General features: G+C 70.0%; 12 protein-coding genes. 7 read left to right on the top strand and 5 right to left on the bottom strand.

From position 1 onward, the window contains the following. The first annotated feature begins 170 nt into the window (after window positions 1-170). The 3 genes from ACF1CT_RS26740 to ACF1CT_RS26730 all read left to right on the top strand — a co-directional run bounded on the left by ACF1CT_RS26740 (window position 171) and on the right by ACF1CT_RS26730 (window position 4,231). Complete coding sequence (locus ACF1CT_RS26740) at window positions 171-962, top strand: class I SAM-dependent methyltransferase (protein WP_391786508.1); 792 nt, start codon at window positions 171-173, stop codon at window positions 960-962. A gap of 282 nt (window positions 963-1,244) precedes the next feature. Then, the gene (locus ACF1CT_RS26735) at window positions 1,245-2,375 is read left to right on the top strand and encodes an NlpC/P60 family protein (RefSeq protein ID WP_391786507.1); all 1,131 of its coding nucleotides are present in this window, start codon (window positions 1,245-1,247) and stop codon (window positions 2,373-2,375) included. A gap of 434 nt (window positions 2,376-2,809) precedes the next feature. Next, window positions 2,810-4,231 (top strand): PP2C family protein-serine/threonine phosphatase, encoded by a 1,422-nt coding sequence (locus ACF1CT_RS26730; RefSeq protein WP_391786506.1) that lies wholly within the window; start codon window positions 2,810-2,812, stop codon window positions 4,229-4,231. On the opposite strand, the gene ACF1CT_RS26725 is transcribed toward ACF1CT_RS26730, so the two are convergent. From ACF1CT_RS26725 to ACF1CT_RS26705, 5 genes are all read right to left on the bottom strand, one after another. After that, window positions 4,213-4,548, bottom strand: a complete 336-nt coding sequence (locus tag ACF1CT_RS26725) for a DUF2516 family protein (RefSeq protein WP_391786505.1) — start codon at window positions 4,546-4,548, stop codon at window positions 4,213-4,215. The two genes, ACF1CT_RS26730 and ACF1CT_RS26725, sit on opposite strands and share 19 nt — an antisense overlap. Before the next feature lie 146 nt (window positions 4,549-4,694). Further along, on the bottom strand, window positions 4,695-5,459 hold the full coding sequence (locus ACF1CT_RS26720) for a hypothetical protein (protein WP_391786504.1): 765 nt from the start codon (window positions 5,457-5,459) through the stop codon (window positions 4,695-4,697). Window positions 5,460-5,486: 27 nt separating this feature from the next. Further along, a complete protein-coding gene (locus ACF1CT_RS26715) occupies window positions 5,487-6,014 on the bottom strand; it encodes a helix-turn-helix domain-containing protein (protein WP_391786503.1) in 528 nt (175 codons plus the stop codon). Window positions 6,015-6,266: 252 nt separating this feature from the next. Beyond that, window positions 6,267-6,602, bottom strand: coding sequence for a hypothetical protein (locus ACF1CT_RS26710; RefSeq protein ID WP_391786502.1), 336 nt, complete (start codon window positions 6,600-6,602; stop codon window positions 6,267-6,269). Between the two features lie 104 nt (window positions 6,603-6,706). Then, on the bottom strand, window positions 6,707-7,540 hold the full coding sequence (locus ACF1CT_RS26705; RefSeq protein WP_391786501.1) for a hypothetical protein: 834 nt from the start codon (window positions 7,538-7,540) through the stop codon (window positions 6,707-6,709). A gap of 486 nt (window positions 7,541-8,026) precedes the next feature. On the opposite strand from ACF1CT_RS26705, the gene ACF1CT_RS26700 reads away from it, so the two are divergent. From ACF1CT_RS26700 to ACF1CT_RS26685, 4 genes are all read left to right on the top strand, one after another. Beyond that, window positions 8,027-8,881, top strand: a complete 855-nt coding sequence (locus ACF1CT_RS26700; RefSeq protein ID WP_391786500.1) for an alpha/beta fold hydrolase — start codon at window positions 8,027-8,029, stop codon at window positions 8,879-8,881. Between the two features lie 322 nt (window positions 8,882-9,203). Continuing rightward, on the top strand, window positions 9,204-9,827 hold the full coding sequence (locus ACF1CT_RS26695; protein WP_391786499.1) for a histidine phosphatase family protein: 624 nt from the start codon (window positions 9,204-9,206) through the stop codon (window positions 9,825-9,827). A 155-nt stretch (window positions 9,828-9,982) separates the two neighbouring features. Continuing rightward, window positions 9,983-11,083, top strand: coding sequence for a MerR family transcriptional regulator (locus ACF1CT_RS26690; RefSeq protein WP_391786498.1), 1,101 nt, complete (start codon window positions 9,983-9,985; stop codon window positions 11,081-11,083). A 74-nt stretch (window positions 11,084-11,157) separates the two neighbouring features. Further along, window positions 11,158-11,889, top strand: coding sequence for a hypothetical protein (locus tag ACF1CT_RS26685; protein WP_391786497.1), 732 nt, complete (start codon window positions 11,158-11,160; stop codon window positions 11,887-11,889). Window positions 11,890-12,111: the final 222 nt, after the last annotated feature.

Genomic DNA, 12,111 nt, shown 5'->3' with positions numbered 1-12,111 from the left:
TACCAAATCATTACGATCTCCGTTCCGCCCGCCGGGACGCGGAAGCCCGGTCGCGGCCCCACGTCGCCTCCCGCGACCACCCCGGCCATCCCCGACCACCCCGAGTGGCCCGAGTGGCCCGTCGCCTGCCGCCCGTCACGGGGCTCCGCACGGTCGTTACGCTCGCTGTCATGCGCCCCATCGGCACCGCGACCCGCGGGACCACCAACCCGAACCGGCTCCGCCGCATGGACCGCTGGATCGCCGCCGTCCACGGCCCGGCCCTGCGTCGTGCCGACGCCCCCGTCGCCGTCGACCTCGGGTACGGGGCCGCCCCCTGGACCGCGGTGGAACTCCTCCAGCGGCTGCGCACGGTCGAGCCGCGCACCACGGTGGTCGGCGTCGAGATCGATCCGGAGCGGGTCGCGGCGGCGTTGCCGTACGAGCGCGAGGGCCTCGCCTTCGTGCACGGCGGCTTCGAGATCCCGCTCCCCCGGTGCCCCGACCTCATCAGGGCGGCGAACGTGCTCCGCCAGTACGACGAGGCCGAGGTGGCCGCGGTCTGGCAGCGGCTGTGCGCCCGGCTCGCACCGGGGGGACTGCTGGTGGAGGGGACCTGCGACGAGATCGGACGTCGGCACGTATGGGTGGCGCTCGGACCGGAGGGCCCGCGCACGGTGACGTTCGCGACCCGGCTCGGCTCCCTGGACCGCCCCTCCGATCTGGCGGAGCGCCTGCCCAAGGCACTGATCCACCGCAATGTGCCGGGTGAACCGGTCCACGCCTTCCTGCGCGACTTCGACCGGGCGTGGGCCGCGGCCGCTCCCTACGCCTCACTCGGCGCCCGGCAGCGCTGGATCACTGCGGTGCGGGCCCTGTCGGCCGACTGGCCGTTGACGGACGGGCCACGACGGTGGCGTCAGGGCGAAGTCACGGTGAAGTGGGATGCCCTCCGGCCCGAACAGCAGACCGACAACCGTTGAACAGTGTCGGCTCACCTCGCTGCGCGGAGGCCCGCGGGAACGGGGACGGGGCGTCGTTCGTCCAGATGATGGGGGTTACGACCAGCGTTACGGGTGGGCTCCCGGGGGCACGGCGGGGGGATTCCGGGGCACTCGGGGGCGCTCCCCGGGGCGTCGGTCGTTCCGTGTGACCGTCGGAACAACGGGCGTGAGCCTCTGTTGCTTTGCGGTACGGCATGGCACGATCGCGCCATCGATGAATAGTTACTGACGGTAAATCAGATTTATTCGGAGGGGGCTCCCGTGAACCGACGTCACTGTGCCGCAGCCGCGATCACTCTGGTCTGCGCTCTGACCGTGCTCGCCGCCCCGGCTCAGGCTTTCGCCGCCCCTGCGCCTCCGCACCCCTCCGCTTCGCAGCCCGCTTCCGGCTCCGGGCCCGGGTCGAACCCGTCGAAGTCACCGCAGTCGTCGAACCCGAAGTCGCCCGAGGCGCCGGCGAAGAGCCTCGAAGAGGTGCGCGAGGAGATCGACGACCTGTACCGCAAGGCGGGGGCCGCCACCGACGCGTACAACCTCGCCGCGGAGAGGGCCAAGAAGCAGTCCAACGAGATCGTCAGGCTGGCCCGGGCGATCGTCGAGGGCCGGGCGAAGATCGCCGATCTGAAGATCCGGGCGGGCGCCCAGGCCCGCGAGCAGTACCGCAGCGGCGGACTGCCGCCCGGCGCGCAGTTGATGCTCAGCGACGATCCCCAGCTCTTCCTGGACGGGGTGAACCGGGTCCGGGAGGGGCAGCAGGCCGCCAAGGGTGTCCTCGGCGAACTGACCAGGACCCAGCAGGACCTGGAGACGTACACCCAGGACGCGAGCACCAACTGGGAGAAGCTCGAAGCCAACCGGCTGAAACAGGCCGAGACCAAGAAGAAGATAAACGCCCAGATCGACGCGGCGAAGAAGCTGGAGTCCCAGCTGAAGAAGGAGGAGCTCGCCCGGTTGCTCAAGCTGGAGCAGGAGGCCGCGTACCAGCGGCAGACGGCCTGGCTTGGCTCCGGCGCGCTCAAGGACATCAACCGCGAGGCGACCGCGAGCGGGAAGAAGGCGGTGGCCTTCGCCACCGCGCAGATCGGCAAGCCCTACGTCTGGGGGGCCGAGGGCCCCCGTTCGTACGACTGCTCCGGGCTGACGTCACAGGCCTGGGCCGCGGCCGGCCGGCCGATCCCGCGCACCTCGCAGGAGCAGTGGCGGCTGCTGCCGCGCATCGCCATCAAGGACATGCGTCCCGGCGACCTGATCATCTACCACAGCGACGCCAGTCACGTGGGCATGTACGTCGGCGACGGCGCCATCATCCACTCCCCGCGCCCCGGCCGGAACGTCACGCTGGCGGGCGCGGGCTCGATGCAGATACTCGGCGTGGTCCGCCCGGACAAGTAACGGCCTCACCCACGACGGCGGCGGCGGGACCACGGACCCCCGCCGCCCGTCCCGCCGCCCGGGCTCCCGGGCTCCCGGGCTCCCGATCCACGTCGTCCCGTCTGCGCCTGCCGTCTCTCCTGCCGCCTGCCGTCTGCCACCTCCGGCCTGCCGTCTGCCACCTCCCGGACCCTGCCCCCATCCGGGCGAACGCGGCTCGCACCGTCGCGGGCGGCCACGTGACCTTTGTCATGCCCGGGCACGCGTCTCCCGCTCCCGTCCCGCCTATCACGCCGGATCCGTGACGGGACGCGGCTTATGGCCCCGGCACATGACGGCCGCCGAATCGGTGAGCCATTCCGTTCCCCGGCCGCGGCCCGCTATCGTCCCCGTCTGGCAGGGCGTCGTTCGTCGTCCCGCCGCGCCCTCGGGGGGAGGGAAGGAACCGAACACCGATGCCCGTACCCGCACCGCAGTCACGCCCCCTCCACACTGCGGAGAACTCCCCCGGCACCGTCCTCACCCTTCTGGTGATCGAGGACGACCCCACGGACACCTTCACCGTCCCCGAGCTCCGGGCCGCGACCGGCACCCGGGTACGCATCCGGACCGCCCGCAATCTCACCGAGGCGAGCCGGCTCCTCACGGACGACGTGGACTGCGTCCTGCTGGACCTGGCCCTGTCGAGCGGAGGCGAGGCCCGTCCCGTCCGGGCCCGTGGCACCCGGGAGGCCGACGGAGCCGACACGACCGGGGAGGCCGACGCCCTCGCCGTCCTCCGGCACGTCCTGCGGATCGCGCCGCGTCACGCGGTCCTCGTCCTCACGGCGGAGGACGACACAGAACTGGCCGCCGAGGCGGTACGGGTCGGTGCCCAGGACTACCTCTTCCGCGGCGAACTCGACGGGCGGTTGCTCGGCCGCGCCATCCGTTACGCCGTCGCCCGCAAGCGGGCCGACCTCGCCCAGGACCAGCTCACCGAATCCCGGCTGCGCGCCCAGGAGAACGCCCGCCTGGAACGCGGCCTGCTCCCCACCCCGCTGCTCGAAGGCTCCGAGCTCGGCTTCGCCGCCCGCTACCGTCCGGGCCGCAGTCGCGCGCTGCTCGGCGGGGACTTCTACGACACGGTCCGCACCCCCGACGGGACCGTCCACGCGATGATCGGCGACGTCTGCGGGCACGGCCCCGACGAGGCGGCGCTCGGCGTCGAACTACGCATCGCCTGGCGGGCGTTGACGTTGGCGGGGCTCTGCGGTGACGCCTTGCTCTGCACACTCCAGCAGGTCCTGGAGCACGAGCGGGAGAGCGAGGAGATCTTCGCGACGCTCTGCACCGTGGACATCGCCCCCGACGGACGCCGCGCCGGGCTCTGCCTGGCCGGGCATCCGGCCCCGCTGCTCGCCAGGCACGGACGGGCCGCACGCCTCCTCCCGTACGAGGACGGCGGCCCGGCCCTGGGGCTGCTGCCGCGTGCCCGGTGGCCGCGCCGTCAGGTGGACCTCGGCGGTTCCTGGAGTCTGATGATGTACACGGACGGGCTGATCGAGGGGCGCGTCGGGGACGGCACCCGGCGGCTCGGCCAGGACGGCATGGTCGCGATGATCAACCGGCAGCTTGCGGAGGGGCTCACCGGAGAGGACCTCCTGGAGGCCGCGGTCACCCATGTGCGGGAGCTCAACGGCGGCGAACTGACCGACGACGTCGCGGTCCTGCTGCTCGACCGCGACCAGGAACGGGCCCGCGGCCGGAGCCCGGACGGCGAACGCGGCCGGAGCCCGGACAGCGAACGGGGCGGGAGCGCCCCGCGCCCCCGCCCCGGATCGACCCCGCCCACCTGCGCGGCGAACGCCGCGTACGGTCAGCGCCCGCCGTTGTAGGGCCCGTACGGCCCGTCACTGCTGGACCCACCGCGTCGGCCGCCGCCGCCCGAGACCGCCCTGAGCGCGGGTCGTACGTCCACCAGGAACACGATGGACGCCACCACACCGGCGAGCTGGAGGAACAGCACCGGCACGAAGAGGTTCACCGCCACGGCGATCCCGAGGATGATGAGCCAGAAGGACTTCTGCTGCTTGTCCGCGGCCCGGTAGGCGTCGTCGCGGGCCAAGGCCGCCATCACGAGCGCGACCACGGCCAGGACGAGCATGACCATGTACAGCAGCCAGATGAGTGTGCTGAATCCTGTGAGCAACATGGTGTGCACCGCCTAAGGAATGGATGAGCGCCTCATGGCCAAGGTACCGGGGCACGGGGCGGTCACCACGAAGACGCCCGCCCGGCGTCCGGTACACGCTTCGGCGCCGCGGTACCGCCGGTGACGGACCGCGGCGCCGAAGGGTGCTACTCGGCGGTCGGCGGAGGGGTCTTCTTCGCGGCGGGCTTGCGCGCCGGGGCCTTCCTGACGGGCGCGGCCGACGTCCTGCTCTCCGACGGCCCGGCGGGCTTCACCGCGGGAGCGGCCTTGGGCTGGCCCGCGGTCTTGGGCTGACCCGCCGCCCCGGTCCGTCCCGTTGCCCCGGTCCGTCCCGTTGCCCCGGTCCGTCCCGTTGCCCCGGCCTGTCCCGTTGTCCCGGCCTGTCCCGGCTTGGCGGCCGGTGCGGTCCGCGCGGTGCCCGTCGGACCGGACTCCTTGCCCGTCGGCCTCGACTCCTTGCGCGGCTCGACGACCACGGCGATCTCGACGATCTCGTCCGCCGTCTCGCCACGCCAGTTCTTCACGGTCCGCTCGCCGCGCTCGGCGACCTTCTCGTACGTCTCCCGGGCCCGCACCGCGTACTCCGCGGCCACACCCAGGCTGCGCAGCGCCAGGTCCTGGGCGTTCTCGCCCAGCTTGCGCAGGTCGCTGTCGAACGAGCCGATCACCTCGGTGACCTTGGCCTGCACGGTGGCCTGAGCCTCCTTGGCCTGCGTGGCCACCTTCTCCTGCACGGCCTTGGGGTCGGTGTTGCGCACCGCCTCGATGCGCTCCGGCGCCTCGACGCGCAGCTGCTCGATCAGCGCCGGCACCTTGCGGGCCTGCTCGACGGCGAGATCGGCCGTACCGGCGGCGAAGTAGAGGGGGGTCGGGTCGGTGAGGGTCTTGCGCAGGTCATCGGTGATGGCCATGACTGTGGTCCTCCCGGATCATCGGGCTCAGTGTGAGGGTTTTGATGGCTTTGACGTCGAATCCGGGCCGGCCGCACCGCCGTCGCCGGCCGCACGTGGGCCGTCGGCACCGGGGCGGTCGTCCGCACCGGGACGGTTGTCCGCGGCCCCCGGTCCGGGCTCGCCGCCGGTCTCCGATCCGGCGCCGGCGCCGGATTCCGGTCCGGGCTCGAACCCGTTCTCCTTGCGGAAGGAGTCGTAGATCTGCAGCAGCACGTTCTTCTGCCGCTCGTTTATCGACGGGTCGGCCAGAATCACCGCCCGCGTCTCCGACTCCTCGCGCTCCCGCTCGTCCAGAATCCCGGCCCGCACGTAAAGGGTCTCGGCGGAGATCCGCAACGCCTTCGCGACCTGCTGAAGGACCTCGGCGCTCGGCTTGCGCAGCCCGCGCTCGATCTGGCTGAGATAGGGATTGGACACCCCGGCGGCATCGGCGAGCTGCCGCAGTGACAGCTGCGCGTTGCGCCGCTGCTCGCGCAGGTACTCACCGAGATTGCCGACGTTGAGTGATGCCATACCCCGATGGTGCGCCACCTTCGCTAACTTTTGCAAGCGCCTGCTTGCAAAAGTGTGTCACGCCACTCGCCCGGCCCACTGCGCCTCACAGCGACAGGTGTCACTACCTTGATCGGATAGGTGAGCAGCTGCGCGTGAACGGGACTCGCCAAATGAAGCACTCAGTAACCGCAGCTCGGGGGCTCGCACAACACGGCGAGTGTCGCCGAGCGGGCAGGCGGACGCTCCTCGGGCGCCCGCCCGTGCTGACGGCTAAAGGAACAGTGCGATCACGCCGGCGATGGCGCCGAGGACCCCGGTGAGGGTGACGAAAGCGCCCCAGACCTTCTTCGCGGTCCAGCGGGTGTGGACATCTTCCCTTTCCGCTCCGCCGCCGACCGCGATCGTGCCGCCTTCCCCAGCGGCTGTTGTGACGGTGACGCGGAACCGATCGCCGTCGACAACCAGGGTGACCCCACCGGGAACCGGCGCCGAGTCGGCGGGTGCCGCGAAGTCGGCCAGCTGCTGCGGGTGCTGCCCGGGCGCCGGGTGCGTTGCATCATGGGAGAGGGAATGCCGCTCACCACTCTGCTCGGCAGGGTGATTCATCGGGGTTCTCCAATCTGTCAGTTTGCTACTGGCGGTGGTGTCGCACCGCTCCTTCCGGCGCCAACCAGGGGTGGAGCGGTGCGACATGTGGAGCGTCGGAGACGTCACGGCGCCGACGGGTTCCCGGCAGGGCTGTCAGCCGTCGATTCCGGCAGAGCGGTGCCCATACCGCGCAGATGGAAGGGGGGCAGCAGCTCGTAGATGGGCTTCGACGCATAGCCGCTCCTTGTGCTCAACGTGGGGAACCACTCGTCGTCCACGTGGGCGAGCACGGCCCTGTCCTGGAGCTCCTTGAGCCCCCTGCCTGCGGTATCGGCAGAGATGCCGTACCAACCAGGGAGCCGTTCCTGCGGGAGGTCGAACTTCTCTTTCCGCAGGCTCGACGCGATCAGCAACATGGCCTTCGCGGGCAGGCTGAGGGATTCGTGCAGGCCCTCATCCCAGTACTCGAACGGCAGCTGGAAGTACTTCTCCCCCCGGCCGCCCGGGGGCGTGTAGAGGGTGCCTGAGCCGTCCTCGTGGAGCTTGGTGATGACGGACTTCCCCTCCTTACCCCTGGACCTGTTGATCAGCTTCAGGTCGCGGAGGACCTTCCAGGCCCTGGAGACGCCGACCGTCCCGGACTTCTCGTCGAAGAGCCCCACGGAGCGGGCCCAGGTCGTGGACCACTCGGTGACGGAGAAATCGCCCGCGCTTGTGACGGCGCTCACCAGGAGATAGAGATCGAGAGCCCGCGCCTGAGAACGGCGGACCAGGCTCTGGAGCGCACCGGGGGCAGGCCCCCCGGGGGTGGCCATCTGCACGAACTCCCGGCGGATCGGGACGGTGCGGTTGCGGCGGTGGGAGCGCTCCAGGAGAAACCGGATGGTCTCCTCCTGGGAGAGGGTCCTTGCTCCAGCCGGCGCTGGTGTGATCGGCGGGGATTCAGTCGCTGTCATGCGGCCATGGTGGCACGGGAGCTGACTGGCTTTCACCTCCTGAGACTCCGAACTGGAGGATCTGACTTGCCGGTTCAACGTGAACCATAGGGATGAAACAAGCTAAGACACCTACTACGATTCCAGCTAAGACGACAGGTTAGGAAAGCTGACTAGTAGATGCCGACTTGCGGTGCCGCTCCTGATCCACGCGTCGACCGGAGACTTGCGGCTGACGACTCCGAGATCGCCAACTTGCCTTCGACAACTGCTTGACGGGCCAGTCCCTCCGGAGCGGCGGCTCTGACAGCTCGGCGGCACCTCGGGCCCAGTGGCCGCTGGACTGGGGGTCCGGGCGGCGCGGATCGACTTCAGCGCGGACAGGCTGTTGGCGGTGCCCTCGCGGCGGCGAGATCAGCGCCACCCTTGAGGCCACGGCCAGGCGTCTCGAAGCCCCCGTGCACCCTTGAGTCTTGCTCCGAAGATCGTTCCGTTGGAGGCTGAGACATGCAGAATCTGCCGACCTTCATTTTTGTCCATGGGGCCTTCGCGAATTCGTTCTCGTTCGCACCGCTGCAGGCCGAACTGGCCCTACTCGGGCACCGCTCGGTCGCGGTCGACCTTCCGGGGCACGGATTCGAGGCGACCTTCCCCGCGGCCTATCAGGCTCCCCAGGACCTCGACGCCCTCGCCGCAGAACCGGGGAGCATCAAGGGCGTCACGCTCGCCGACAACGCCGCGCGCGTGATCGAAGTCCTCGAACGGGCCAAGCGCAACGGGCCCACCATCCTCGTCGCCCACAGCCGGGGCGGCATCACGGCCACCGCCGTCGCCAACGCCCGGCCCGACCTGATCGACCGGATCGCCTACGTCTCCGCCTGGTGCCCCGTCGATCTGGACGTGAGCGGCTACTACGCCCAGCCGGAGATGGCGGGCGTCGACACGGGAGCCTTCGCTGCCGCACTCGTCGGGAATCCAGCCGAACTCGGTCTGCTCCGGACCAACTTCCGCATCGCCGACCCGGCGGTGCTCGCCGCGCTCAAGCGAGCAATCGCCGCCGACCTGACCGATGACGAGTTCCGGGTCTTCCTGAACACCTTCCAGCCCGATGAGAACCTCGACGCCGGTACGTCCGCCGACCGGGCACAAGCCACGACCTGGGGCCGGATTCCCAAAATGTATGTGCGCCTGGCCACCGATGCCAGCCTTCCGCTCGCCGTGCAGGACCGCATGATTCGCGAAGCCGACGCACTCACACCCGACAACCCTTTCGACGTCCGGACACTTGAAGGAAGTCACCTGCGCTGGCTCGTCCACCCCAAGCCCGCCGCCGAGCTGCTTGCAGACCTAGCAGCGCGCTGACACCCCACCAGGGCAATCGGGAGGTTGCCGCAGGGGCAGTGCTGCAAGTTTCGCGTCATCGCATGAGCCGGCACAGGCCGGTGCGCCGGCCCAGTGGAATCCCGCCAGGCCCGTCCCTCCAGGAACGCCAGGCCGATCGGTGGACTTTCGCGATGCACACGATGCACACCCCGGGGACGGCTGCCTACGGTTGAGCGGGACAGGACACAGGACACAGGGCACAGGGCACAGGGCACCGGACGGCCGCGACGGAACCACGCGGAGGTTGCCCGGCGTCCCTCTCCGGCATACAAGATCAGAGATGACGGCGGAGGCCCGGAACATGACGGAGACAGCCACTCGACACCTCTACCTCGCGCGGCACGGTGAGGCCTCGGAGGATGAGACGACCCTGACGGAGAGCGGCCGACGCCAGGCAGTTCTGCTCGGTGAACGGCTCCGGAGCACCCCGCTCTCGGCGATCCACCACGGGCCGCTCCCCCGGGCACGGCAGACGGCCCGGCTGATCGGCGAGCAGCTTGACGCCGTCCCACTGCACCAGTCGGAGCATGCCGGTGACTACGTCCCGTACGAGCCCACACGGGAGGAGCTGCCGCCGGACGCGGCCGACACCATGCTCGGCTTCCTCGCTCAGGTTCCGGAGGAGGAGCGCGACCGTGGTCCCGCGCTCGCCCGGGAAGCAGTCGCGGCGTTCACGGGTCCGGTCGACGGAGATCGCCCCCGCCACGAGCTTGTCGTCACGCACAACTTCCTCATCGGCTGGCTGGTCCGCGCCGCCCTCGACGCGCCCGAGTGGCGCTGGATGGGCCTCAACCACGCCAACGCCGCGCTGACGGTCATCCGCTACGCACCCGGCAGGGCGTCCTCTGTGCTTTTCTACAACGACATGCGGCATCTGCCCCCGGAGCTGCGCTGGACCGGCTTCCCGCCCGAACTGCACGTCTGACGGCGGAGCCGTACACCGTCATCACCCCTCGGTTCGCGAGCAGGTGCCGTCGCATGCCCTGTTGACCTTCACCTCGGGGAAGACCACACCATCGGTGGGGCCGGGTGGAACGCCCGGCACGAGGAGGAACGAGGAAGGAAAGAGGAGGGACGCGCATGGGGCTGCTGACCATCGGGGCGTTCTCGAAGGCGTCCCGGCTGTCGCCGAAGGCACTGCGTCTCTACGACGGGCTCGGCCTGCTGACACCCGCTCGCGTCGACCCGGTGACCGGCTATCGCCTCTACTCCCCGGACCAGCTGGAACAGGCCCGACTCGTCGCCTGGCTCCGGCGACTGGGCATGCCGCTGGCCGACATCCGGCACGTCGGCACGCTGGAGGCGGCCGACGCGGCGCGGGAGATCCGCGCGTTCTGGGCCCGCGTCGAGGCCGGCACCGCAGCACGACGCGACCTTGCCGCGTTCCTCATCGACCATCTGTCCCGAAAGGACCCCGTCATGCCCCCTGCCACCACTCCCCTGGGAATCCGTTACGCCGCCCTGTCCGACACGGGCCTGGTCCGCGAGAGCAACCAGGACACCGCCTACGCCGGTTCCCGTCTGCTCGCCGTCGCCGACGGCTACGGCGGCCGGGGAGCACCCGCGAGTGCGGCCGCCGTCGACGCGCTCAGGCACCTCGAAACCGACAGCGTCCCGGCGGGCAATCTCCTCAACGTCCTTGAGGACGCCGTGGAGCAGGCTCGGCAAGCGGTGCACGACGCCACCGGGGCCATCGACACCTCATCCGAGACGGCCGGGACGACCCTCACCGCGATGCTCTGGACCGGATCGCAACTGGCCCTCGTCCACATCGGCGACTCCCGCGTCCATCTCCTGCGCGACGGCGAACTGTTCCAGATCACCCACGATCACACCCTGGCGCAGTCGATGGTCGACGAAGGACGCATCGACCCGGAGGAAGTCGCCTCCCACCCCCAGCGGTCCCTGCTGGTGCGGGCCCTGGGACGAGGGGCCGACGCCACCCCCGACATGCGCCTCCAGGACGTCCGCGGCGCGGACCGGTACCTGCTCTGCTCCGACGGCCTGTCGACCGTCGTTCCGGCCGAGGAGATCCATCGGGTGCTCCGTGAGACGGCGGAACCCGAACAGGCGGTCCGCGAACTCGTCGACCTCGCGAACGGCTTCGGCGGCCCCGACAACATCAGCTGCGTCGTCGCCGACGTCACGGAGCTCCGGCGGGAGGAACGCACGGCTGCGTGAAGCCTGCACGGTTCTCCCGCCGGGAGCGGGAAAACCTGATGTGCGCCTTATCGAAACATTGTTAGTTTCCTCGTGTGCCGAAGCTGAATCAGATAATCGCCGTGGAGAAGGGCGTCAAGTCCAAGTCTCTCCAGGAGTTGACCCAGGCCCATCACGAGGTGCAGAAGCCTGCGCTGCTCGCCGGGATCTCCCGCACGTACCAGCCCAAGGACGAGGAGGGCGAGCAGTTGCCGCCCGAGTCCACCCGGGTGCAGGTGAAGGCGGAGGACGTACTGCGCACGACGGCGGCGACGCTGACGCGGCTGTTCGACGTCACGGCGACGAAGGACTGGGCGAACCGTTCGGCCGCCGCCGATGTCGTCGTCGACGGAACGGTGCTGCTGCCGCAGGTGCCGGTGCCGTACCTGCTCTTTCTTGAGAAGCAACTCACCGACCTGCACACCTTCGTGCGGAAGCTTCCGGTGCTCGACGCCTCGGAGTCGTGGAACCTCGACGCCTCGACGGACTCGTGGAAGACCGACCCGGTGCGCACGATCCGCACCAGGAAGGTGCCGCGCAACCATGTGAAGGCGGAGGCCACGGACAAGCACCCGGCGCAGGTCGAGGTGTACTACGAGGACATCCCGGTCGGGTACTGGACGACCGTGAAGTTCTCCGGCGCACTGCCGGCCCGGCGGGTGAACGAGCTCCTCGACCGGGTCGAGAAGCTCCAGCAGGCCGTCAAGTTCGCCCGCGAGGAGGCCAACGGCGTCGAGGTCACCGACCAGCGGGTCGGCGACGCGGTGTTCGGCTACCTGTTCGGGTAGCCTCCGGATCTCCCTCCTTTTGAGCGGGGAGGGTGCGCGAAAGCGCAAGCTGAAACTGAAGTTGAAGCTGAACACGGGGTATCAGGTGGGGGTTCGAGTCCCTCCCCCGGCACTACAGGCCGGGGTGGCCCAATGGCAGAGGCGGCCCCTCAATCTCAGATTCTCGCTCCAGTCTCAGTATTCGCCGCCGAACGCCGGATCGACCGGGCGCGGACGATCACC

The sequence above is a fragment of the Streptomyces sp. NPDC014734 genome (assembly GCF_043083325.1).
Taxonomy (GTDB): domain Bacteria; phylum Actinomycetota; class Actinomycetes; order Streptomycetales; family Streptomycetaceae; genus Streptomyces.
This window is presented reverse-complemented; position numbering and strand designations above follow the sequence as displayed.

Excerpts from the sequence above, each read along its gene's own strand:
- ACF1CT_RS26730 (WP_391786506.1), top strand. The coding sequence starts at position 2,810 with ATGCCCGTACCCGCACCGCAGTCACGCCCCCTCCACACTGCGGAGAAC.
- ACF1CT_RS26715 (WP_391786503.1), bottom strand. The coding sequence starts at position 6,014 with ATGGCATCACTCAACGTCGGCAATCTCGGTGAGTACCTGCGCGAGCAG.
- ACF1CT_RS26690 (WP_391786498.1), top strand. The coding sequence starts at position 9,983 with ATGGGGCTGCTGACCATCGGGGCGTTCTCGAAGGCGTCCCGGCTGTCG.
- ACF1CT_RS26705 (WP_391786501.1), bottom strand. The coding sequence starts at position 7,540 with ATGACAGCGACTGAATCCCCGCCGATCACACCAGCGCCGGCTGGAGCA.
- ACF1CT_RS26710 (WP_391786502.1), bottom strand. The coding sequence starts at position 6,602 with ATGAATCACCCTGCCGAGCAGAGTGGTGAGCGGCATTCCCTCTCCCAT.
- ACF1CT_RS26740 (WP_391786508.1), top strand. The coding sequence starts at position 171 with ATGCGCCCCATCGGCACCGCGACCCGCGGGACCACCAACCCGAACCGG.
- ACF1CT_RS26700 (WP_391786500.1), top strand. The coding sequence starts at position 8,027 with ATGCAGAATCTGCCGACCTTCATTTTTGTCCATGGGGCCTTCGCGAAT.
- ACF1CT_RS26695 (WP_391786499.1), top strand. The coding sequence starts at position 9,204 with ATGACGGAGACAGCCACTCGACACCTCTACCTCGCGCGGCACGGTGAG.
- ACF1CT_RS26720 (WP_391786504.1), bottom strand. The coding sequence starts at position 5,459 with ATGGCCATCACCGATGACCTGCGCAAGACCCTCACCGACCCGACCCCC.
- ACF1CT_RS26725 (WP_391786505.1), bottom strand. The coding sequence starts at position 4,548 with ATGTTGCTCACAGGATTCAGCACACTCATCTGGCTGCTGTACATGGTC.